Source organism: Simplicispira sp. 125 (genome assembly GCF_003096555.1).
Taxonomy (GTDB): Bacteria; Pseudomonadota; Gammaproteobacteria; order Burkholderiales; family Burkholderiaceae_C; genus Simplicispira.
Map to the genome: position 1 here is coordinate 3596161 of NZ_QEKM01000001.1, position 22370 is coordinate 3618530.

Sequence of the window (22370 nt, forward strand, 5' to 3'; positions counted from 1 at the left end):
GCGGGGCTTAAAAGCGGGGCAGGTCGGGGTGGCTGATCTGCCCGCCGCGCACCAGCATCTTGCCGTACTCGGCGCAGCGGTTCAGCGTGGGAATGACCTTGCCCGGGTTGAGCAAGCCCTGCGGATCGAAGGCGTGCTTGACGCTGGACATCTGTGCCAGTTCCTCGGCGGTGAACTGCACGCACATGGTGCCCAGCTTTTCCACGCCCACACCGTGCTCGCCCGTGATGGTGCCGCCCATGGCCACACTGGTTTCCATGATCTCGGCGCCGAACTGCTCACAGCGGTGCAGCTGGTCGGCGTCGTTGGCATCGAACAGGATCAGCGGGTGCAGGTTGCCATCACCCGCATGGAACACGTTGGCGCAGCGCAGGCCGTACTTCTTCTCCATGTCCTGGATGGCCAGCAGGATGTCGGCCAGGCGTCGGCGTGGAATGGTAGAGTCCATGCACATGTAGTCGGGGCTGATGCGGCCGCTGGCGGGGAAGGCGTTTTTGCGCCCGCTCCAAAAACGCAGGCGCTCGGCTTCGCTGGTGCTCACGGTCAGCGCGGTGGCGCCTGCAGCCTGCAGCACCGCGCTCATGCGTCCGATTTCCTCCTCCACCTCTTCGGGTGTGCCGTCGCTCTCACACAACAGTATGGCCTCGGCCGTGAGGTCGTAGCCCGCATGCACAAAGTCTTCCACGGCGGCGGTCATGGGCTTGTCCATCATCTCCAGGCCCGCCGGGATGATGCCGGCGGCGATCACTGCTGCCACGGCGTCACCGGCTTTGCGCACATCATCGAAGCTGGCCATGATGCAACGCGCAAGCAGGGGCTTTGGAACCAGCTTGACGGTCACTTCGGTGGTGACGGCCAGCATGCCCTCGCTGCCGATCACGGCGGCCAGCAGGTCGTAGCCGGGTGCGTCGAGCGCCTCGCTGCCAAAGGTGACTGCCTCGCCCTCGGCAGTGAAGCCGCGCACCTGCAGCACGTTGTGCACCGTCAGGCCGTATTTCAGGCAGTGCACGCCGCCCGAGTTCTCGGCCACGTTGCCGCCGATGGTGCAGGCGATCTGGCTGCTGGGGTCGGGCGCGTAGTACAGGCCATAGGGCGCGGCTGCTTCGCTGATGGCCAGGTTGCGCACGCCGCACTGCACGCGGGCGGTGCGGCTGACGGGGTCTAACGACAAGATCTGGTTGAATTTGGCGAGTGAAAGCGTCACGCCCATCGCGTGGGGCAGGGCGCCTCCCGACAGGCCGGTGCCGGCGCCGCGCGCCACCACGGGCACCCCCAGGCGGTGGCAGGCCTGCAGCACCGCCTGTACCTGCGCCGTGGTTTCGGGCAGGCAAACGACCAGCGGACGCTGGCGGTAGGCGGTCAGGCCGTCGCACTCGTAGGGCGTGGTGTCTTCGGAATGCCACAGCAGTGCGTGCGCGGGTAGGTGCTGCAGCAGGGCTTGCACCACCGCGGTCTGGCGCGCGGCGCGCTCGGAGGGTGTTGCCGTGATTGCGGGGCTGGCAGAGTTCATGGATGCCACTGTAGGCCATGTCGCTGCCCTGCGGAGTGATGTTTATTGCAGGGCGGTGTGAAAACGGCTGCAATGGTTGTGGAGCTAGGCTTGCGCCGCAAACTCCGGCTGACCGCGCAGGCGCTCGTACAGCGGGGCAAAGTCAGCAGCCGTCATATCGAACAGTTGCTGGAAGCTGTCGATGACAAAGTAGGTCTGCTGGTAGGTGTCGATCTTGTAGCGCGTGCGCATGGTGCGCTCCAGTTGCAGTGGCAGGCGCTGCGGTTCCGGGCTTTGTACGGCGTACGGCAGCTCGCCCGAGGAGCTCAGAATACCGGCCCCGTAGGCCCGCAGGCCGCCAGCCTCGCGGATCAGGCCGAATTCGATGGTGTACCAGTACAGGCGCGAGAGCATCTCGCAGGCGCCCAGGCCGTGGGCCTTGAGGCCGCCCTGGCCGTAGCGCTGCACATAGTCGGCGAACACCGGGTTGAACAGCAGCGGCACATGGCCGAACAGGTCGTGGAAGATGTCGGGCTCGACGATGTAGTCGAACTCCTGGGGCGTGCGGATCCAGTCGGTCACCGGGAACTTGCGGTTCGCCAGCAGCGTGAAGAAGGGCACTTCGGGGATCAGCCCCGGGACGGCCACAATTTCCCAGCCGGTGGCACGGTGCAGGCGCTCGTTGATGTCTTCAAAACGCGGAATCTGTTCGCGTGCGCCCAGTGAGGGCAGGGCCGCGATAAAGGCTTCGCTCGCCAGGCCTGGCAGCAACGCGCTCTGGCGTTCGTACAGGCGCCGGTAGGTGTCGTGGTCGGCGCGGGTGTAGCGGGTGTAGTCCTGGGCGCAGGTGTAGTCGGCGCCCGCGCGGGCATAGTCGCCGCGCGGCGGGCGTTCGCTGGCGCCATAGACGGCGGGTTCGACGGCCATGGGAGTCTCCTTTTCTGTTTTCATGGGACATGCACCGACCACGGCGCATGAAACTGGCGCGGCCCAAGCCAGCGGCCGCCGCGCAAGGGCCGCCCCGCCGCGCTGGCGGCGTCCCCCTGCCCGCAGCACCTCAGGGGGGGGCTGGTTTATTTCGGCGCCTTGAGCACACCACGGCGGATCTGGTCGAGCTCGATGCTCTCGAACAGCGCCTTGAAGTTGCCGTTGCCGAAGCCGTCGTCGCCCTTGCGCTGGATGAACTCGAAGAAGATCGGGCCGAGCTGGTTTTCGCTGAAAATTTGCAGCAGCAGCGCGTCTTTTTTGCCGTCGATCAGGATCTTGCGTTTGTGCAGTTCTTCGAGCGGCTCGCCGTGGCCGGGGATGCGCTTGTCCACCAGTTCGTAATAGGTGTCGATGGTGTCGAGCAGGCGCACGCCGCTGGTGCGCAGCGCGTCCACGGTTTTGTAGAGATCGTCCGAACCCATGGCAATGTGCTGAATGCCCTCGCCGTTGTACATGTCCAGGTATTCCTGGATCTGGCCGGGGTTCTCCTTGCCTTCCTCGTTGATGGGAATGCGAATCTTGCCGCAGGGGCTGGTCATGGCCTTGCTCTTGACGCCGGTGACCTGGCCTTCGATGTCGAAGTACTTCACCTCGCGGAAATTGAACAGGCGCTCGTAGAAGTCAGCCCACTCGCCCATGCGGCCCCGGTGCACGTTGTGCGTGAGGTGGTCGATGTAGGTCAGCCCATGGCCAAAGGGGTGCAGCGCTTCCTGCGCGCTCACGCCGGGCAGGGCCTCGAAATCGACGTCGAAGAAGCCGATGTTGCCGATGTCGCCGGGCTGTGCACCGCCCTTGCCGCGCCAGCGGTCCACAAAGTAGATCAGGCTGTCGCCAATGCCCTTGATGGCCGGGATGTTCAGCTCGCCCGGGCCTGCCTTGCCGGCGTAGCCCCAGGCGCCCAGCGACACGGCGCGCTCGTAGGCGGCCTTGGCGTCATGCACCCGGAAGGCAATCGCACACACGCTGGGGCCGTGTTGGCGTGCAAAGCGCTGCGCAAAGCTGTCGGGTTCGGCGTTGATGAGGAAATTGATCGTGCCCTGGCGGTACAGCAGCACGTTCTTGTGGCGGTGGCGCGCCACGGGCTTGAAGCCCATGGCTTCAAACGAGCGGCCCATGGCTGCGGGATCGGGCGCGGCGTATTCGATGAATTCGAAGCCATCGGTGCCCATGGGGTTGTCCCAGGCATCGGTGGGCGCCAGGGCATGCCCCGAAAGTGCTGCGTTCATGCTGTCTCCATTTGTGGATTGATTTATGTCATGAACTGTAGGCAATGCAGCCCTCAGCATTCAGGCGTAGTTTGGCCTGTAGATGTGATTTTTTGCAGGAAATTTGCGCTGTATCACGATCCGAGCGCTTGAAATACTGCATGCAACGGCGGCTGGAGGCCGCAGCGGGCTGCCAGCGCTAGTGTGGGGAGGGTAGCGCCCGTGCGGCCAGGGCCGCTTCGACGCGCAACTGTTCTTCGGGAGAAAAAAGCCGGGATCGCAGGGGGGCGAGGCGTGTCGGGTCCTGTGTGCTGGCCATGGCCTGCTGGTACTGGTCCAGGCGGGCGTTCCAGTCCCCTTGTTCGCGGTCGAGCTGGGCCAGGCGCTGGGCAGCCTCGGGGCCGTACTCGGCGCTGCGCTGCGCATGGCGTGTGCGTTCGTCCACGCCCTGGGCATTGAAGGCGGCGGTCTGCTGCGCCACGCCCTCGTGGGCCACAGCTTCGGCGCGCTGCGCGCGCAAGGCAGGGTCCAGTCCCTGTTCGGCCTCTTGCAAGGCGCTGCGCTTTTGTTCCGGGGTCAGTGCGCTGTTGCGCTCGATTTCGAGCCGCGCCAGCATGTATTCGTCCAGGGCCAGATCCTGGGCAAAAAGGGCGTCGAATTCGTCACCGTCGAAATACTGCAGTCGCACCCTTTGCCGCTCGGCCATTACGGTGCGCAGTGCTTGCGGGTCGGTCTGGTCGGACGGGGGGCGCAACTGACCGAGGGCTACGCGGTAATCCACATAGCGGTGTGCCAGGGCCAGGGCACGGGTGGCAAGTTCTGGGGGGAAATGCTGGCCTACCAGGGCTTCAAGGCGCTGCTTGAGTCGCTGTGGGTCGGACATTTCTCCGGCGGCCATCAGCAGTGCTTCCAGTGCGTAGCGCAGTCCAGGTGTCAGCAATGGGTCGGCGGCCGTGGAGCCAGAGGTGCGGCCGTGCCCGGCGGCGGCATACGAAGTTGAGGCGACTTGCGCACCGGGCGCCGATGGCGCACGGGCGCTGGAGCTACTGCCCGGTGCGCTGGTGGAGAGTGGGCTGCCATTGGACAGCGCCAGCCACCCGACAGCACCCGCGCCCACAAGGGCGCAGACGGCCAGCGTTCGTGCGCCTATGCGTTTTTTCACAGACCGGCGGTTTTGAGGCGATTGGCCTGCTGGCGGTACAGGGTGACGGGGTCGGTGGAGAACCAGTCGCGCAGGCCGAGCAACTGGTTCACTTCGTCCAGGTGGTTCTGGCGATAATCACCCAGGTGCTTGCCCAGGCGCGAAGAGCAGGCCGAGACCAGGCCGTCATTGGCCTCGCCAAACACCAGGCCGAGCACGCCCAGAGCGCCGTCGCTCAGGTCGAAAATATTGGTGACGGGCTGGGTGCCGGTCCACGAGTAGTAGCGCACGCCATTCACCAGTTCAGCGCCATTGCCGCAGCCGCTGGTGGGCACGCCTGCGCTAAAGCGCTGGTTGAACTTGGCAGACCCCGCCGTGGTGAGCGAGTCCAGTGCAGCCACTGGCATTTGTGGCAGGCCCGTGCCGCCCGAGGTGATGTTGATCAGAGACACCAGCGCCGAGGCTGCGCCATTGGCCAAGGTTTCGCTGACGGAGCCTGCCGGAGCCACGCCGCGCAGGATGTCGGCGACGCGCGAGCCGCGGTTGACACCGCCGATGGAGGTGACCGAGGCCACCAGCTGCGGTGCGACGCCCGCCACGTAGCGGGCGGTGGGGCCGCCATGCGAGTGGCCCATCAGGTTGACCTTGGCGGCCCCCGTGAGGGCCAGGATGTTCTTCACCTGGGCGAGCAGCTGTTCGCCGCGTACCTCGGTACTGTTGGCGGCCGACACCTGGGCCACATAGACCTTGGCACCGTCGCTGCGCAGGGCGCCAGGAATGCCGTAGAAGTAGTCCACGCCCAGCGCTGAGTCAAACCCGAACAGCCCGTGCACCAGCACGATGGGGTAGCGCGTTTGCGTGTAGCTGCCCGCCGCATGGGCGCTTTGCAGGGGGAGCAGGGCTAGTGCTGTGGCAGCAAAAGCCAGGCCGCGCAGCAGGCGGCGAAAGAAACCGGTCATGGATGTCTCCTGGATAGGATTGTTGTATGCGCAATAAACGAACGACCGTGCGTTTTTGCAAGTGAAATTCTTCCTTTTTGTGTTTTCTGTCGCCATCGGGACATACCCGGGTGGGTGGTCTCGTGTGCGCAAATCCAGGGTGTGCGTAAAATCGTGCGTCATGAGAGTCAATGACGCATTAGATAAGCTGGATCGGGCAATATTGCGCTGTTTACAGCACAACGGGCGCGAAACCTACGACGTGATCGGGGCGCAGGTAGGCCTGTCGCCCAGTGCGGTGCTGCGCCGCGTCAAGCGGCTGGAAGACAGCGGCGTGATCGATCGCTATGTCGCCCTGGTCAAGCCCGAAGCCGTGGGGCTGGGCCTGACGGCCTACCTCAACGTGCGCCTCGAAAAGCACACCGAGACACACAAGCGCAACCCCATGGACTTGTTTCGCGCGAGTGTTCAGACTTGGCCCGAGGTGGTCGAGTGCGCGTCGCTGACGGGTGAGATGGATTACCTGCTGCGCGTAGTGGTGGCCGACATGGCGCACTACAGCCGCTTCATCATGGACACACTGCTAAAGCACCCCAGCGTGCAAGACTGCAAAACCAGCTTTGTGCTCGACCGAGTGAAGGCCACCACGGCCGTTCCGGTGTGAAGGTTGTATTGGCTAAGTTGTAACAAATGCTTGATTTCATTGAAGAATTGGTCTGGATACTCTAATTTGTTGCAGTGCAGCAAAAAAGGCTTGGAATACCCAGGGAAAACCCTTATATTGAGTCCATGACTGAAATCAAAGACTGGCTCAAAGCTTCCTTGGATGCAGGTTCCAGCCTGTTGCGCCCGGCGAGCGAACGCAAAATTGGCGACACCAAGGCCCCTTTGATGGTGCCCATCCGGTCTTTGGGTCCCAGCTACCGAGAGCGCATTGCGGCGCACTTGCTGGCGTTGGAGCCGGCAGATCGCTATTTGCGCTTTGGCTATGCGGCGAGCGACGATCAGATCCGCCGGTATGCCGACCAGCTCAACTTCGATCGCGATGACATCTTCGGTATCTACAACCGGCGCTTGGAACTCATCGCCATGGCACACCTGGCCTACACCACGATGCCGGGGCACCAGAACTGCGCGGAATTCGGAGTCTCCGTGCTGAAGTCAGCCCGCGGACGTGGCTATGGTGCGCGCCTGTTTGAGCGGGCCGTGATGCATGCGCGCAATGAAGGCGTGAGCATGGTGTTCATCCATGCGTTGTCTGAAAATGCCGCGATGCTCAAGATCGCACGCAACGCCGGTGCGGTGGTGCAGCGCGATGGCACCGAGTCTGAAGCATTCCTGCAACTGCCCCCCGCCAACCTCGATACACGCATGACCGAGATGGTGGAACAGCAGTACGCCGAGGTGGACTACCAGATCAAGCGCCAGGCCAAGCAGTTCTGGGACTTTCTGGCGGGCATGCAACGGGCGCACGAAACCGAGTGAGCGTCAGACGGGGGCTGTGGAGCCTTGTCACAGCAATCCGTTATCCTAGCGGTCTGTTTCACTACCGCACGTCCTGCACTCCTAGGCTGTGTCAGACCCCCACCCCGCGCGCGCGCCTGAAAAGGAAGACAAGCGCACATTCCTGCAGAAGGTGGTTGAGTTCATCCACCCTGGCCCGGATTCTCCCGAAGAACTGATAGAAGCCCTGGCCGACGCCGAAAACAACGATGTGATCGGCGCCGATTCGCGCGTGATGCTCGAGCGTGTGATCCGTATGGCCGATCGCACGGCCGGGGATGTGATGGTGGCTGCACCCCGCATGGACGTCGTGAACATCGACGCACCTTACGACGAACTGCTCAAGACCATCATCAACACGGCGCATTCGCGCTTTCCGGTGTACCAGGGCGAGCGTGAGAACATCATCGGCATTCTCATGGCCAAAGACTTGCTCAAGCTGCAGCGGTCGCCCACTTTGAACATCCGTGCGTTGCTGCGTCCTGCAGTCTTCGTGCCCGAGACCAAGGGCCTGCACGATCTGCTCCGGGAATTCCGTGGCAACCGCAACCATCTGGCTGTGGTGATTGACGAGTTTGGCCGTGTGGCCGGCCTGGTCACCATCGAGGACGTGCTCGAAGAGATCGTGGGTGAGATCGAAGACGAATTCGACATTCCTGAAGACGAGGGCGATATTTTCGGCCTGGCCGACCACACCTATCGCGTGAGTGGCGACACGCCCGTGGAGCGCGTGGCCGAGGCCTTTGGCGCGCAGATCACCTGCAGCGATCCGGACGAAAGCTTTGACACCATTGGCGGCCTGATCGCCCACGAAATGGGCCATGTGCCCAAGCGCGGTGAAGAGGCCGTGCTGTGGGGGCTGGTCTTCGTCGTGCTGCATACCAAGGGCGGGGCTGTGCGCTGGTTCAAGGTGTCACCGGCAGACCAGGATACGGCGGCGCTCGCCTGATGGCCTTGGCCCCTGTGCAAGTGCCGCACGCGGCACCGTGGCAATGGCCGCTGGCGCTGTGCGCGGGGCTGGCACAGGCTGCCTCATTGGCTTTACCGGGTAGCGGGCAGCCTGCCTGGTGGCTGCAACTGGCTTCGATGGCCGTGCTGGCCTGGTTGCTGCACCGCCCCATGGGCTGGCGCCGCGCTGCTGGAATCGGCTGGGTTTTTGCCACAGCCTGGTTGGCGGGCACGTTCTGGTGGCTCTATATCTCCATGCACACCTACGGCGGTTTGGCGGCGCCCCTCGCGGCCGCAGCGGTGCTGGCGTTGGCCGCGTTTCTGGGTGTTTACTATGCAGTGATTTCCGGTCTTTTTAAGGCTCTAGCGCCCAAGGGGCGGGCGCTAGGTGCTCTCTTTTTTGGAATGGTTTGGCTGCTGGCCGAACTGGCCAGAGGCCAATGGTGGACGGGGTTTCCGTGGGGCGCCGCAGGCTACGCCCACGTGGAAGGGCCCTTGGCTGCGCTGGCACGCATCGTGGGCGTGTACGGCATCGGATGTGCTGCGGCCGTGCTGGCCATGCTGCTGGTGCAGGTGCGCCGCCGCGACCTGCGCAACCCGCGCGCCTGGGCGCTGGCGCTGGCGCTGTTGATTCTGGGTGGCGGCGCCGCCCTGCAGCGCCACTGTGCCGTGAATCTGTGCCATACGCCCATGGCACCTGCCGCGCCTGCGCTGCCGCTGGTCCTGCTGCAGGGCAACATACCGCAGGACGAAAAGTTTCAACCAGGGAGCGGTGTGCCTATGGCGCTGCAGTGGTATGGAGACCGGCTCACCAGCCTGGAGGGTGCGCTCGTCGTAGCGCCTGAAACCGCCATTCCGCTACTGCCCCAGCAACTCACGCCCGGCTACCTCGATGCCATCGCGCAGCACTTTGCACGCAAAGGGCAGGCGGCGTTGCTGGGCATACCCCTGGGCAGCCTGGAGACGGGCTACACCAACTCGGTGCTCGGATTTCAGTCCGGCCTGCTGGCGCCGTACCGGTACGACAAGCACCACCTGGTGCCGTTTGGCGAATTCATTCCACCCTTTTTTCGCTGGTTCACCGAACGCATGAATATCCCGCTCGGCGATTTCAGCCGGGGCAGTCTTGCACAGGCGCCGTTCGCATGGCAAGGGGAGCGCATTGCCCCCAATATTTGTTACGAGGACCTGTTCGGCGAAGAGCTGGCTGTGCAGTTTGCGCAGGCCGAAAACGCGCCCACAATCTTCGTCAACCTGAGCAATATTGGCTGGTTCGGCAACACCCTGGCCATCGACCAGCATCTGGCCATCAGCCGCATGCGCACGCTGGAGTTCGAGCGGCCCATGGTGCGCGCCACCAACACCGGCGCCACGGCCATCATCGACCACCGGGGCATCGTCACGCACCAGTTGCAGCGCCACATGCGCGGCATGCTCAAAGGTGAAGTGCAAGGGCGCAGCGGCGCCGCCACGCCCTATGCCGCCTGGGTATCGCGTTTTGGCCTGTGGCCGCTGTGGGCACTCGGTGTGCTGGCGCTGGCGGCGGCAGGGATGCGCCGCCGCTGGAATGGCGCCGTCCATACGGGATAATGGTTCCTACAATCAAACACAAAGCGATAGGCGCGATGGTCAATCACGGCGGTATGCACGCTGATCTGGAGCACGACTGAAAATGGCAGATTCCTTTTCCTATGAACAATTGATTGCCTCGGGTGAAGGACGGCTGTTCACGCCCGAGAGCGGGCGCCTGCCGCTGCCACCCATGCTGATGTTCGACCGCATCACGCACATCGACAGCGATGGCGGCGCGCATGGTCTGGGAAAAATCGTGGCTGAACTTGATGTCAAGCCCAATCTTTGGTTTTTTGCCTGCCACTTTCAGGGCGACCCGGTCATGCCGGGCTGCCTGGGGCTGGACGCGATGTGGCAGCTGATCGGCTTCTACCTGACCTGGCTGAAACTGCCGGGCCGCGGCCGTGCCCTGGGCGCGGGTGAGGTCAAATTCACGGGCGAAGTGGGGCCGGAGGCCAAGCTCGTAACCTACGAAATCGACATCAAGCGCGTCATCAAGCGCAAACTCGTGATGGCCATTGGCGACGCCCGTCTGCTTGTCGACGGCAAGGAAATTTACGTAGCCAACGACCTGCGCGTGGGCTTGTTCAAGCGCGAGGAAGACGCGGCCAAAGACGGAGCACCGCAAGGAGATGCAGCATGAAACGCGTGGTGATCACGGGCACGGGCATTGTCTCGTGCATTGGCAACGACATGGCGACCGTCACCGCGTCGCTGCGCGAAGGCAAGTCCGGCATCGTGGCCATGCCCGAATTTGCCGAAATGGGCCTGCGCAGCCAGGTGGCTGGCAAACCGCAGATTGACCTTGACGCACTGATCGACCGCAAACTGCGCCGCTTCATGGGTGACGCGGCAGCCTATGCCTACCTGTCGCTCAAGGACGCGATTGCCCAGGCCGGCCTGACACCTGAACAGGTCTCCAACCCACGCACCGGCCTCATCATGGGTTCGGGCGGGGCATCGTCCGCGAACCAGGTCGAAGCCGCCGACATCCTGCGCAGCAAGGGCATCCGCCGTGTCGGGCCGTACCAGGTCACGCGCTGCATGGGCTCCACCGTGTCGGCCAATTTGTCCACCGCGTTTGCGGTCAAGGGCATCAATTTCTCCATCACCTCGGCCTGCAGCACGTCGGCCCACTGCATTGGCATGGCGGCGCAGCAGATTGCTTTTGGCCTGCAAGACGTGATGTTTGCTGGCGGTGGTGAAGAGCTGAGCTGGCAATTGGCCATGCTGTTCGACGCCATGGGTGCCATGTCCAGCGCCTACAACGACACCCCCGAGAAGGCGTCCCGCCCCTACGACGCCCACCGCGACGGTTTTGTGATCGCCGGTGGTGGTGGTGCCATGGTGCTGGAAAGCCTGGAACATGCCCAGGCCCGTGGTGCCACCATCCTGGCCGAGATTGTGGGTTTTGGCCTGTCATCGGACGGCGTGGACATGGTGGCGCCTTCGGGTGACGGCGCCATTGCCTGTATGCGCCAGGCCATCAAGGGCCTGGACGGCCCCATCGACTACATCAACATGCACGGCACCTCCACCCCGGTGGGTGACCTGCCAGAGCTGCGCGCGTTGCGTGCAGTGTTTGGCGATGCGGTGCCGCCGTTTTCCAGCACCAAGTCACTCACCGGCCACTCGCAAGGTGCCACGGGTGTGCAAGAGGCCATCTACTGTCTGCTGATGCTGCAAGAGGGTTTTATCGCCGGTTCGGCCCACATCGAGAACCTCGACCCCGCCGCCGAAGGTATGCCCATCGTGCGCGAGTCGCGTGACGCACCGCTGCGCACCGCGCTGTCCAACAGCTTCGGCTTTGGCGGCACCAACGCCAGCCTGGTGCTGCGCCGCTGGGACGGCGCGTAAGCCTGCACGGCCCCGTGCGGCCCGTCCTTCCTGCGAGGGGGTGGACGGGCCGTTTTCTTTGGGGCCGTAAAATCCCGCCCTTGTGCGCCCCGGGGGCGCACCACCCGGACAAGACCCTCTTTCGCGCGGTTTGCGCCGCGCAGCACCCACATGTTGACCTTTCAGCAAATCATCCTCAAGCTCCAGTCCTATTGGGACGCCCAGGGCTGCGCGCTCTTGCAGCCCTACGACATGGAAGTGGGCGCCGGCACCTCGCACACCGCCACCTTCCTGCGCGCCATCGGCCCCGAGCCCTGGAAGGCCGCCTACGTGCAGCCCAGCCGCCGCCCCAAAGACGGCCGCTATGGCGAGAACCCCAACCGCCTGCAGCACTACTACCAGTACCAGGTGGTGCTCAAGCCCGCGCCCGCCAACATCCTGGAGCTGTACCTGGGCAGCCTCGAAGCCCTGGGCTTCGACCTGAAGAAGAACGACATCCGCTTCGTCGAGGACGACTGGGAAAACCCCACGCTGGGCGCCTGGGGCCTGGGCTGGGAGGTCTGGCTCAACGGCATGGAGGTGACGCAGTTCACCTACTTCCAGCAGGTGGGCGGCATCGACTGCAAGCCCGCCACCGGCGAGATCACCTACGGCCTGGAGCGCCTGGCCATGTACCTGCAGGGCGTGGACAACGTCTACAACCTGACCTGGACCGAAGGCCTGAGCTACGGTGACGTGTACAAGCAAAACGAGGTCGAGCAGTCCACCTACAACTTCGAGCACAGCGACGCGGACTTTTTGTTCAACGCCTTCAACGCGCACGAAAAACAGGCCAAGTACCTCATGGAGCAGCAGCTCGCGCTGCCTGCGTACGAGCAGGTGCTCAAGGCCGCGCACAGCTTCAACCTGCTGGACGCCCGTGGCGCCATCAGCGTGACGGAGCGCGCCGCCTATATCGGCCGCATCCGCAACCTGGCCCGCGCCGTGGCGCAGAGCTACTACGAGAGCCGCGAGCGCCTGGGCTTCCCCATGGCGCCGCGCGAGTGGGTGGAACAGATGACGAAGAAGGCTGCGTGAAGTGAAGGAACACCCCCCTGAGCCGCTTCGCGCCTTCCCCCCGCTCTCGCATTGCTGCGCAATGCGGGCAGGGGGACGCAGCCAGCGCGGCGGGGCGGCCCTTGCGCGGCTGCTCGCGCATGGGGCGTGCCAGTTTTCATGCATCGCTTGCGTAGCGGATGCCAAATGGATTACGGAATAGAGCCGACAACATGACTACCCAAAACCTCCTCGTTGAACTGTTTGTCGAAGAGCTGCCTCCCAAGGCGCTGCAAAAGCTGGGCGATGCCTTTGCCACTGTGCTGGGCGACCAGCTCAAGGCCCTGGGCCTGGCGACGGCCGCCTCGGTGGTCACGCCCTTTGCCTCGCCCCGCCGCCTGGCTGCGCATGTGACGGCGGTGGCCGCCCAGGCCGCTGACAAGTCCGTGCAGCAAAAGCTCATGCCTGTGACCGTGGGTCTCGACGCCAGCGGCAATGCCACCCCTGCGCTGTTGAAAAAGCTGCAGGCCCTGGGCGCTGACGTATCGAACCCCGCTGCCGCTGTTGCAGCGCTCAAGCGCGCCCAGGATGGCAAGGCTGAAGCGCTGTTCTACGACAGCGTGGTGACCGGCGCTACCCTGCAGGCCGGTTTGCAGAAGGCTCTGGAAGAAGCCATTGGCAAGCTCCCCATCCCCAAGGTCATGAGCTACCAGCTCGAAACCGACTGCGAGCTGCCCGGCTGGACCAGCGTGAACTTTGTGCGCCCTGCGCACGGCCTGGTGGCGCTGCACGGCAGCACCGTGGTGGCCGTGAAGGCGCTGGGCCTGATGGCAGGCAACAGCACACAAGGCCACCGCTTTGAAGCCGCCGTGTCGCCTGTGGTGTTCAAGGACGCCGACAGCTACGCCGCCACGCTGCAAAAAGACGGCGCCGTGATCGCCAGCTTTGCCGAGCGCAAGGCCGAGATCGCCCGCCAGCTCGCCGCAGCCGCTGCCAAGGTAGGCAACGGCGCCCGCCCCATCGAAGACGAAGCGCTGCTGGACGAAGTGACGGCCCTGGTCGAGCGGCCCAACGTGGTCATCTGCCAGTTTGAAGAGCAGTTCCTGGGCGTGCCGCAAGAGTGCCTCATCCTCACGATGAAGGCCAACCAGAAGTACTTCCCGCTGCTGGACGCCGCAGGCAAGCTGACCAACAAGTTCCTGGTGGTCAGCAACATCAGCCCCGAAGACACCAGCTTTGTGACCGGCGGCAACGAGCGTGTGGTGCGCCCGCGCCTGGCCGACGCCAAGTTCTTCTTTGACCAGGACCGCAAGAAGACGCTGGCCTCGCGCGTCGAGGGCCTGGGCAAAGTGGTCTATCACAACAAGCTGGGCACCCAGGGCGAACGTGTGGAGCGCGTGCGCGCCATTGCCAAGGCCATTGCGCAGCAACTGGGCGATAGCACGCTGGTGCAGCAGGCCGACCATGCCGCCTTGCTGGCCAAAACCGACCTTGTGACCGACATGGTGGGCGAGTTCCCCGAGTTGCAAGGCACCATGGGCCGCTACTACGCGCTCAACGACGGCCTGGGCGAGGTCATTGCCGACGCCATCGAAGACCACTACAAGCCCCGTTTTTCCGGCGATACCCTGCCGCGCAACACGGCCGGTGTGGTCGTGGCGCTGGCCGACAAGCTTGAAACCCTGGTGGGCATGTTCGGCATTGGCAACCTGCCCACGGGCGACCGCGACCCGTTTGCGCTGCGTCGCCATGCGCTGGGTGTGATCCGGATGTTGGTTGAAAAAGACCTGCCGCTGGATTTGAACGCTTTGCTGGCCAGTGCCGTGCCCGCCTTTGGCAACAAGATCACTGATGCCTCTGCCGCGCTGGCAGACTTTATCTACGACCGCCTTGCCGGTAGCCTGCGTGAGCAAGGCTTCAGCGCGCAAGAAGTGGATGCCGTGGTTGCCCTGCGCCCGCAGCGCCTTGCGCTGGTCGAAAAGCAGCTGGCAGCGGTGCGGGCCTTTGCCGCGCTGCCCGAGAGCCCGGCGCTGGCAGCGGCCAACAAGCGCGTTGCCAACATCCTCAAGAAGGCTGGCGAGGTGGATGCCCACGTCAACCCGCAGTTGTTGCAGGAACAAGCCGAGCAGGACCTGTACGCCGCGCTGCAGCGCTTTGTGCCCGAGGCCAATGCCCAGTTCGACGCAGGGGACTACACCGCCAGTCTGCAGACCCTGGCCGTGCTGCGCGCTCCGGTCGATGCCTTCTTTGACGACGTGATGGTCAACGCCGAGCAACTCGACCTGCGTTTGAACCGCCAGGGCCTGCTCAAAAGCCTGCACGATGCCATGAACCGCGTGGCTGATCTGTCGCGCCTGGTCGCCTGAGTTCGGTTGGGCCGCTGTTTCCAAGTGCCCATGGACGACCACTCGCCGATAGCCGTGGCCTCATCGGCTGGGCAGCGCACGGCTTGGTTGCTGTTTGCCCCGCCCGCTGTGCTCGCGGGGCTGCGCTGGCTGCTGCAGTGGCAGAGCGAGCGGGGTACGCCAACGACGGCGCTGCCGCTCACGCCGATCGCACTGGACGCTACGCCGCTGCAACTCCTGGCTCCCCTGGGGTGGGCGCTGGCCGGTCTGCTGCTGCTGGGCCTGTGTGTGTTTTGGGGTGTGCGCCGCGTCGGTGGACACCGGGTTCGCCAGGCGCTGCTGTGGGCCTGGATCGCGCTGTGGGTGGTGGGCGGCGCTGCGCTGCTATGGCGGAACGCGGACCTGCAAGGTCTGGAGCCATTGGAGCCAGTGCAGGCCGAGGTGCTGGGCAGTCGCCCCCGCATGCCCAATCTGCATTCCCTGGGCGGCACGGAGCTGCTGCTGCGCGTGGAGGGGTTGGAGCCCGTGCAGCAACTGGTGCTGGACGACCCCCAGGCCGCGCAGTGGCAGCCCGGTATGCGTTTGACCTTGCAGTGGTCGCGTGGACGTAGCAGTGGCCGCTTTGTCACGGGATGGCGCGCGGTGGGCGTGCCCCTGGCTCCTGCCGAGACCGACGCCGCCGTACCGAATCTTTGATAATGGCAGCATGAAAATCGTCATCTTGGACCGCGACGGCACCATCAATGCCCTGGGGGGCGAAGAGTTCATTGCCTCTCCTGACGACTGGTATGCGCTGCCCGGGGCGCTGGAAGCGATTGCTCGGCTCAACCGTGCTGGCTGGCATGCGGTGGTGGCCAGCAACCAGCCAGGGCTGGGACGGGGACTGTTTGACGTGGCCACGCTCAACGCAATCCACGCCGCGATGCATAAGCAGCTGGCGGCCAGCGGTGGGCGTATCGACGCAGTGTTCTATTGCCCGCACGCACCCAGTGAGGAATGCACCTGTCGCAAGCCCGCGCCCGGTCTGTTGGAGCAAATCTGCGACCGCTACGGCGTGGATGCCAAAGACGTGCATGTGGTAGGCGCCTGCCAGGTGCACTTGCAGGCAGGCGCCGCGCTGGGAGCCCGCCTGCACTTGGTGTGCACCGGCGTATCCGCCCATCTGGCTCCAGGTCTGCCTTTGCCCGCCGGGTGGCCTGAAGGGGTGCGCGTGCATGCCGATCTGGCGGCGTTTGCCGAAGTCCTGCTGAACAAGGCAGACGCCTTGCCCCCGGCCTGACGCACAAGGCCCCGTATGGCACAGAGCTTTGTGCAACTGGCGCTGGACCTTTTTGGCACCTCGGCGCCACTCCGTTCCCAAGAGAAAACAGCCCCAGCGATTGATGGGATTGCGCTGGCAGCTCCTGATTTGATAGTTCAGAAGCCGCAAGAACAGGCGACACCCCTGCAAGACATACTGGTGCCGACGCATTTTCGCCACCCGCAGGCCACCCGCGAAGTGCTGCTGGGCGATGCCGTAGTGGCCTATGCCCTGCAGCGTGCGCGTCGGCGCAGCATTGGCTTTACTGTCGGGGCCGATGGCCTGTCGGTACGGGCGCCCACCTGGGCCACGCTGGCGGCGGTGGACGCTGCGCTGCGCGAGAAGTCGGGCTGGATCCTGCGCAAGCTGGGCGAGGCGCAAGAGCGCCAGCGGCGGCTGGAACACGCGCGGATCGACTGGCGCGACGGTACCTTGCTGCCGTACCTGGGCGCCCCCCTGCGGGTGCTGCTGGACCCGGGGCAGAGCGCCGCCGGTACCTTGCGTGATAGGGAGGAAGGAGTGGCCGCGCGGCAACTGCACATTGGCCTGCCCGGCGCAGCACAGCCCGGGCAGATCCGCGATGCCGTGCAGGCTTGGCTGATGCGCGATGCCCGCCGGCACTTCACCGGGCGACTGGACCACTTTGCGCCGCTGCTGCAGGTGCGCTGGACCCGGCTGCGCCTGTCCAGTGCCCAAACGCGCTGGGGCAGCGCCCGTGCAGACGGCTCCATTTGTCTCAACTGGCGCCTGCTGCACTACCCGCCGACGGTGATCGACTACGTGGTCGCCCACGAACTGGCGCACCTGCGCGTGATGGACCACAGCCCCCGCTTCTGGGATACGGTGCGCACGGTGGTGCCCGACTACGCGCAACTGCGCCGCCACCTGCAAGATGAACCGGCGCCCCAGTGGGATTGATTTGCTATTGAATAAATAGCTTGTTGCGCTTGTATATAGGGAATTTGCGGCACTTTTCATCAAAAACAGGACTGAAAAACGATGATTCCTCTGCAGCTTTTTGACCCGGCCTCCAGTACCTACACCTACATCCTGCACGACCGCGCCACACGCGAGGCGCTCATCATCGACCCGGTGGACGCCCAGCTCGAGCGTGACCTGGCTGTGTTGCAAGCACAGGGCCTGGCCTTGCGCTGGACGGTGGAAACCCACAACCATGCCGACCACATCACCAGCGCTGGCCTGCTGGCCGAGCACACGGGTGCACGCACGGCGGCCCCCGCAGGCTGCGGCATTGGCACGGCCGGTGCGCAGCTGGCCGACGGTGATGTGCTGGCCTTTGGGGGGGAGAGCCTGCACGCACTGGCCACGCCTGGCCACACGGCGGGCAGCATGTCGTACCTGTGGCGCGGTCAGGTGTTCACGGGTGATGCGCTGCTCATCAACAGCTGTGGTCGCACCGACTTCCAGTCGGGCAGCGCCCGGGAGCTTTACCACAGCATCACCCAAGTGCTGTTCGCCTTGCCGCCCGAGACCACCGTGTGGCCGGGGCATGACTATCACGGGCGCAGCCATTCGAGTATCGGCGCTGAAAAGGCTGGCAATGCCCGCATAGCCGGGCGCAGTGAGGCCGAGTTTGTCGCGCTGATGGAGGGGCTGCACCTGCCTACGCCCGAGCGCATGGGCGAGGCGGTGCCTGCGAACCGCAGCTCGGGCCTGCGCCATGATGCGGGAGCCACAGACCAACCGGTGTTGCGCAGCGATCGGGGTTATGCGGGGGATGTGCACCCTGTGCTGGCCTGGCAGTGGGTGCAGGCGGGCGATGCCGTACTGATCGATGTGCGCAGCGATGCCGAGCGCGCATGGGTGGGAGAGGTGCCGGGCGCCGTGGCCGTGGCCTGGAAGCAATGGCCCGGCATGCTGATGAATGCGGAGTTTGACGAACAGATTCGCTCGGCCGTGCCGACAGGCCGCAAAGCTGTGCTGCTGTGCCGCAGCGGCGTGCGTTCTATTGCCGCGGCACAGCGCGCCACTGCTCTGGGGTTAGAAGCCTGGAATGTGCTGGAAGGCTTCGAGGGCGATCCCAACCAGCAGGCACAGCGCGGTTTGCGGGGCGGCTGGCGCTTTCACGGCCTGCCCTGGCGGCAGGGTTAAGGCGATGCTGAACAAGTCACCGCGATGATGCGCGCCGTGCATCGGGATGGGATGCAAGGCGCAAACCGCAGCTATGGCCGCAGTTATGGTGAGGATTTGCAACGCCGCAGACCGCCCGAGGTACGGATGCGCAGCGCGTGAGGGACTTGTTCAGCATTGCCTAAAAGCAGCCAGGCGAGGCTTACAGCGCTGGAATGCGCAGTTTTTGGCCGGGGTAGATTTTGTCCGGGTGCGACAGCATCGGACGGTTGGCTTCAAAGATGCGCGGATATTTGTTGGCGTCGCCGTAGTATTTTTTCGCAATGGCCGAGAGCGTGTCGCCACGCACCACGTCGTGGTATTGCGCTTCGGGTGCGGGGGTGGCGACAGCCATGAGGTTGTGCACTTCTTTGACACTGGCCACATTGCCGCAGCACAGGGTGACCTTTTCCAGTGCCTCTTGGGTGGGGGCCTGGCCTTGAACCGTTACGGTACCAGTGGCTCCATCGAAGGCAACCTGAACCGCTTCCACGCCCAGTTTCTGGGTGTCAATGTAGGCCTCAATGGCGCGTGACGCCTTGGCGTTGAGTTCGTCCAGTGAGGGCTTTGCAGCCGGGTTGCTGGCTGCGCTGACCACCGCCGCCTCGACTTCCTTGCCGCCAAACAGTTTTTCGCCGGCTTCTTTGATAAAGCTGAAAAGACCCATGTCGAACCTCCTGATTGTGGTGTGTAAAACGAGTCTACTCTAACGGCGTGCAGAGTTTTTCGTCGTCAGACAATGGCGCAAGAGTGACGGCAGGCACATGAAAACTCTGGATAATGCCTTGGATGACATTCATGGCCATTGATGTGGGCAACACCCGCCTGAAGTGGGCGCTGTACGAGGCGCCCCGCCCGGGAGCCTCTTTGCTGGCGCAGGGCGCAGAGTTTCTGGACCATATCGACCGTCTTTCCGATACCGCCTGGGCGCGTCTGCCGACGCCGTCGCGCATGCTGGGCTGTGTGGTGGCGGGTGATGCCGTCAAGCGCCGTGTCGAAGAGCAGATGGAGTTGTGGGACGTGGCACCGCAGTGGGTGGTGTCCTCGGCCCAGGAAGCAGGGTTGATTAATGGCTATGACCACCCCACGCGCCTGGGTTGCGACCGGTGGGTGGCCATGATCGGTGCGCGCCACCACATGCTGGCGCAAGGTCCTGCGCGGCCCTTGGTGGTGGTGATGGTGGGCACGGCGGTCACGGTGGAGGCCATCGACGCGCAGGGGCGGTTTCTGGGGGGCCTGATTCTGCCGGGCCACGGCATCATGCTGCGCGCGCTGGAGTCTGGCACGGCTGGCTTGCATGTGCCGACGGGGGAGGTGCGGTTGTTCCCCACCAATACCAGCGATGCGCTGACGAGCGGCGGAACCTATGCCATTGCAGGGGCCGTCGAGCGCATGGTGCAGCATGTCATGGCGCACTGCGGTGCTGAGCCCGCCTGCATCATGACGGGGGGGGCCGGCTGGAAAATGGCGCCCAGCATGACGAGGCCGTTCGAGCTGGTGGATAACCTGATTTTTGACGGTCTGCTGACCATCGCCTCGCAGCGCTTCGGAGCCTAGTCCGGTCGGTCGCTCACGGGGCGCCGCAGGGGTTACTCTTCCAGCTCTGCCTGTGCCATGTCCACGTCCAGGCGCTCCATAGCATCCAGGGGTGTGCTTGCGGCGGCCTGCTCATACAGTGCTGTGGCTTCCTTCATTTTTTTGTCGCCTTCGAGCATGACCAGTGCATTGGCGTATTCGATCATGGCGATGGCCGAGCCCGGGTTGAGTTTGAGGGCCTCCTGGAACAGCTTGAGACCGGTGTCCTTCTTGGCGCCATAGGTCATGCCGCCGATCAGCGAGCCCACCTTGTCGATCACCTCGGCATGGAAGGCCCCCAGCGCGATGCGGGCGTCCGCATGTTTGGGCGAGAGGGCGATGGCTTTTTCCAGTGACTCCTTGATCTTGCCGCCCAGCCCCTGGGCCAGCGCCTTGGCCACGCTGATGCCTTGGCTGTAGCGGCCCAGCGCATAGGCGTGCCAATACCAGGCATTGGCGTTCTTCGGGTCTTCGGCGGCTTGCGCCTCTGCCTGTTCGGCCACCTGCAGATAAAGGTCCAGACGGGTCTTTTCCTTCTTTTCCAGGTAGGTGGCGTAAATGGCTGTTGCCTTGTTGGCGGCGGTAGTGCCCGCGCCCCCAGCTTCCAGGCCTACTTCGGCCGCCTTCTGGAAGTCGCCATTGTGGAAATGCACCCAGGCTTGCAGGACAGCGGCATCTTTGGGCAAGGGTTCGCCATCGCCGGCATGCAGGCGTGCCCAGTGCTTTTTCAGGCTGGCAGCGTCGAAGCTGTAGTCGCCCGCGTGGGGAAAGGGGGTCCATTTCGCCATGTGTGTCTCCGTTGGTATGGGGTGTCCTGAAAGGGTTCAGGCATCGGGCCGGTAGGCCGTGGCCAGCTGCAGCAGGTGTGCGCGCTGGCCGGGTTCGAGGTAGGGCATGAGCAGGTTCAGCACATGGTGCGCGCCGCGCAGCAAGGCAGCCTGGGCGCTTTCGGGTTCGAGCGCGCGGCGGGGGTCGCGTACATATTCAAAGCTCAGCCAGTAGGTCAGTACCACGACCATGCTGGTGGCGGTGGGTTCGATTTCGCGCGAATCGATTTGCAGGGCACCTGCGCGCTGCATGCCGTCGAGCAGGGTGCGCACGGCGTGCGTCTTGTTCTGCAGCACTGTCTGGAAATGCATCTCCAGCCGACGGTTCTTGGATAGAAGATCGTTGAGGTCGCGGTAAAGAAAGCGGTATTGCCAGATCAGCTCAAACAGCGTGTGCATGAAGAACCATGCATCCTCAACGTTGCGCACGCTGCTGCTGGCGCCGAGCAGTTCGGTGAGTGCACGTTCGTAGCGGTCGAACAGCGCATTGATGAGCTCGTCCTTGGCTGGGTAGTGGTAGTAAAGATTGCCTGGGCTGATGCGCAGTTCAGCGGAAATCAGGGTGGTCGAGACATTGGGCTCGCCAAACCGGTTGAACAGTTCGAGCGTGACTTCCAGTATGCGTTCAGCGGTGCGGCGCGGCGCTTTTTTCACCATGTGTGCTGGCCCTCATGCATCGATTGGAATGTGTGTTTGTAGCTACTCTAACCGACGTTTTCAGGGGGGTATAAATGCTGCACCGCGTCATTTTGTGGACACTGAATGCACAACGGCTGTCACACCACCGGTGTGACAGCCGTTGTGCGCAAGGGCGCAAGCCCCTGCGTCATGCCGTTCGGAAATCAGGCTGCGCTGGCGGCGCCGTCAGCGGCGGGTGCTGCGTCGGTGCTGCGGGGGGCGACCTTGGGGAAGGGGGTCCGGGCCTTGGCGACCGATTTTTTGGCCGCTGGCTTTGCGGCCGGTTTGGCTGCAGCGGACTTGACAGCCACCTTCTTGGCTGCTGGTTTTGCGGCAGGCTTGGCTGCAGCCTTCTTGGCCACTGGCTTTGCAGCAGGCTTGGCCACGGGCTTGACCGCAGCCTTGGCGGGTGCGGCCTTCACCACAGGAGGGGCCTTGCCCAGGCTCTTGGCCAGTGCGTCGATGCGGGCGTTGAGCACATCCAGGTCGCGCGACGACGGCACGCCCAGCTTGGTCAGGGCGGTGGCAACACGGTCTTCGAAAATGTTTTCCAGCTTGTCCCACTGGCCTGCGGCGCGTGAACCAATGTCGCTGGCCATGCTGGAAACGCGGCTGGTCGCTTCCGAAATTTTTTCCTCGGCCACGGCCTGGGTCTTGCGTTGGATGGACAAGCCTTCCTTCACCAGGGCTTCAAACACTTTGCCGCCTTCTTCCTGGGCCTTGGAAAATGCCCCCAAGCCGGCCAGCCAGATTTGCTGGGCAGAGTCCTTGACGGTGTTCGACAACTGGGCGCCCGTTTTCTTTTTTTCGTTGCTGAGTTTTTGCAGTTTCTTGACCATGTGGCCTCCGGTAGAAAGGGTT

22 protein-coding genes and 1 pseudogene are annotated in these 22370 nt (G+C 64.0%); 14 read left to right on the top strand and 9 right to left on the bottom strand.

Features of this window, described 5'->3' with window-relative positions; translation table 11 throughout:
• Positions 1-7 precede the first annotated feature (7 nt).
• The 5 genes from C8D04_RS16855 to C8D04_RS16875 form a co-directional block, all read right to left on the bottom strand.
• Positions 8-1510 carry an FAD-linked oxidase C-terminal domain-containing protein gene (locus C8D04_RS16855; protein ID WP_116005863.1) on the bottom strand — a complete coding sequence of 501 codons (1503 nt, stop codon included), beginning with the start codon at positions 1508-1510 and terminating at the stop codon, positions 8-10.
• A gap of 84 nt (positions 1511-1594) precedes the next feature.
• Positions 1595-2416, bottom strand: a complete 822-nt coding sequence (gene phhA, locus C8D04_RS16860) for a phenylalanine 4-monooxygenase (RefSeq protein ID WP_116006250.1) — start codon at positions 2414-2416, stop codon at positions 1595-1597.
• A 146-nt stretch (positions 2417-2562) separates the two neighbouring features.
• A complete protein-coding gene (gene hppD / locus C8D04_RS16865) occupies positions 2563-3702 on the bottom strand; it encodes a 4-hydroxyphenylpyruvate dioxygenase (protein WP_116005864.1) in 1140 nt (379 codons plus the stop codon).
• Positions 3703-3880: 178 nt separating this feature from the next.
• Positions 3881-4843, bottom strand: a complete 963-nt coding sequence (locus C8D04_RS16870) for a lipase secretion chaperone (protein ID WP_233521214.1) — start codon at positions 4841-4843, stop codon at positions 3881-3883.
• The gene (locus tag C8D04_RS16875) at positions 4840-5781 is read right to left on the bottom strand and encodes a triacylglycerol lipase (RefSeq protein WP_116005865.1); all 942 of its coding nucleotides are present in this window, start codon (positions 5779-5781) and stop codon (positions 4840-4842) included. Before C8D04_RS16875 ends, C8D04_RS16870 begins: the two co-directional genes overlap by 4 nt.
• 160 nt (positions 5782-5941) lie before the next feature.
• Between C8D04_RS16875 and C8D04_RS16880 the strand changes: the two genes are divergently transcribed.
• The 13 genes and pseudogenes from C8D04_RS16880 (at position 5942) to C8D04_RS19060 (ending at position 18411) form a co-directional block, all read left to right on the top strand.
• Positions 5942-6424 carry an Lrp/AsnC family transcriptional regulator gene (locus C8D04_RS16880; protein ID WP_116005866.1) on the top strand — a complete coding sequence of 161 codons (483 nt, stop codon included), beginning with the start codon at positions 5942-5944 and terminating at the stop codon, positions 6422-6424.
• Positions 6425-6549: 125 nt separating this feature from the next.
• Positions 6550-7245: a GNAT family N-acetyltransferase gene (locus C8D04_RS16885; protein ID WP_116005867.1), complete on the top strand. Its 696-nt coding sequence runs from the start codon at positions 6550-6552 to the stop codon at positions 7243-7245.
• Between the two features lie 88 nt (positions 7246-7333).
• The gene (locus tag C8D04_RS16890) at positions 7334-8212 is read left to right on the top strand and encodes a CBS domain-containing protein (RefSeq protein ID WP_116005868.1); all 879 of its coding nucleotides are present in this window, start codon (positions 7334-7336) and stop codon (positions 8210-8212) included.
• Positions 8212-9801, top strand: a complete 1590-nt coding sequence (gene lnt, locus C8D04_RS16895; protein ID WP_116005869.1) for an apolipoprotein N-acyltransferase — start codon at positions 8212-8214, stop codon at positions 9799-9801. The genes C8D04_RS16890 and lnt overlap by 1 nt, the downstream gene beginning before the upstream one ends.
• A gap of 82 nt (positions 9802-9883) precedes the next feature.
• Entirely contained in the window at positions 9884-10426 is a 543-nt protein-coding gene (gene fabA, locus C8D04_RS16900) for a bifunctional 3-hydroxydecanoyl-ACP dehydratase/trans-2-decenoyl-ACP isomerase (protein WP_116005870.1), read from the top strand.
• Positions 10423-11640, top strand: coding sequence for a beta-ketoacyl-ACP synthase I (gene fabB, locus C8D04_RS16905; protein ID WP_116005871.1), 1218 nt, complete (start codon positions 10423-10425; stop codon positions 11638-11640). The genes fabA and fabB overlap by 4 nt, the downstream gene beginning before the upstream one ends.
• A gap of 150 nt (positions 11641-11790) precedes the next feature.
• A complete protein-coding gene (glyQ, locus tag C8D04_RS16910) occupies positions 11791-12696 on the top strand; it encodes a glycine--tRNA ligase subunit alpha (RefSeq protein ID WP_116005872.1) in 906 nt (301 codons plus the stop codon).
• 191 nt (positions 12697-12887) lie between these two features.
• Entirely contained in the window at positions 12888-15020 is a 2133-nt protein-coding gene (gene glyS / locus C8D04_RS16920) for a glycine--tRNA ligase subunit beta (RefSeq protein ID WP_116005873.1), read from the top strand.
• Between the two features lie 30 nt (positions 15021-15050).
• A complete protein-coding gene (locus C8D04_RS16925) occupies positions 15051-15695 on the top strand; it encodes a hypothetical protein (RefSeq protein ID WP_116005874.1) in 645 nt (214 codons plus the stop codon).
• Between the two features lie 10 nt (positions 15696-15705).
• A complete protein-coding gene (gene gmhB, locus C8D04_RS16930; RefSeq protein WP_116005875.1) occupies positions 15706-16278 on the top strand; it encodes a D-glycero-beta-D-manno-heptose 1,7-bisphosphate 7-phosphatase in 573 nt (190 codons plus the stop codon).
• 15 nt (positions 16279-16293) lie between these two features.
• The gene (locus C8D04_RS16935) at positions 16294-17217 is read left to right on the top strand and encodes a SprT family zinc-dependent metalloprotease (RefSeq protein WP_116005876.1); all 924 of its coding nucleotides are present in this window, start codon (positions 16294-16296) and stop codon (positions 17215-17217) included.
• A gap of 81 nt (positions 17218-17298) precedes the next feature.
• Positions 17299-17799: pseudogene (locus C8D04_RS19055) on the top strand (MBL fold metallo-hydrolase); the annotation flags it as partial.
• Positions 17800-17937: 138 nt separating this feature from the next.
• Positions 17938-18411 carry a rhodanese-like domain-containing protein gene (locus C8D04_RS19060; RefSeq protein WP_233521270.1) on the top strand — a complete coding sequence of 158 codons (474 nt, stop codon included), beginning with the start codon at positions 17938-17940 and terminating at the stop codon, positions 18409-18411.
• Between the two features lie 181 nt (positions 18412-18592).
• Here C8D04_RS19060 and lysM read toward each other — a convergent pair whose 3' ends face one another.
• Complete coding sequence (gene lysM / locus C8D04_RS16945) at positions 18593-19096, bottom strand: peptidoglycan-binding protein LysM (RefSeq protein WP_116005878.1); 504 nt, start codon at positions 19094-19096, stop codon at positions 18593-18595.
• 122 nt (positions 19097-19218) lie between these two features.
• Between lysM and C8D04_RS16950 the strand changes: the two genes are divergently transcribed.
• On the top strand, positions 19219-19986 hold the full coding sequence (locus C8D04_RS16950; protein WP_116005879.1) for a type III pantothenate kinase: 768 nt from the start codon (positions 19219-19221) through the stop codon (positions 19984-19986).
• A 32-nt stretch (positions 19987-20018) separates the two neighbouring features.
• Here the strand turns inward: C8D04_RS16950 and C8D04_RS16955 are convergent, their stop codons facing one another.
• The 3 genes from C8D04_RS16955 to C8D04_RS16965 form a co-directional block, all read right to left on the bottom strand.
• Complete coding sequence (locus C8D04_RS16955) at positions 20019-20792, bottom strand: tetratricopeptide repeat protein (protein ID WP_116005880.1); 774 nt, start codon at positions 20790-20792, stop codon at positions 20019-20021.
• Positions 20793-20828: 36 nt separating this feature from the next.
• Positions 20829-21488 (bottom strand): TetR/AcrR family transcriptional regulator, encoded by a 660-nt coding sequence (locus C8D04_RS16960; protein ID WP_116005881.1) that lies wholly within the window; start codon positions 21486-21488, stop codon positions 20829-20831.
• Between the two features lie 185 nt (positions 21489-21673).
• Positions 21674-22348, bottom strand: coding sequence for a phasin family protein (locus tag C8D04_RS16965; RefSeq protein ID WP_116005882.1), 675 nt, complete (start codon positions 22346-22348; stop codon positions 21674-21676).
• Positions 22349-22370: the final 22 nt, after the last annotated feature.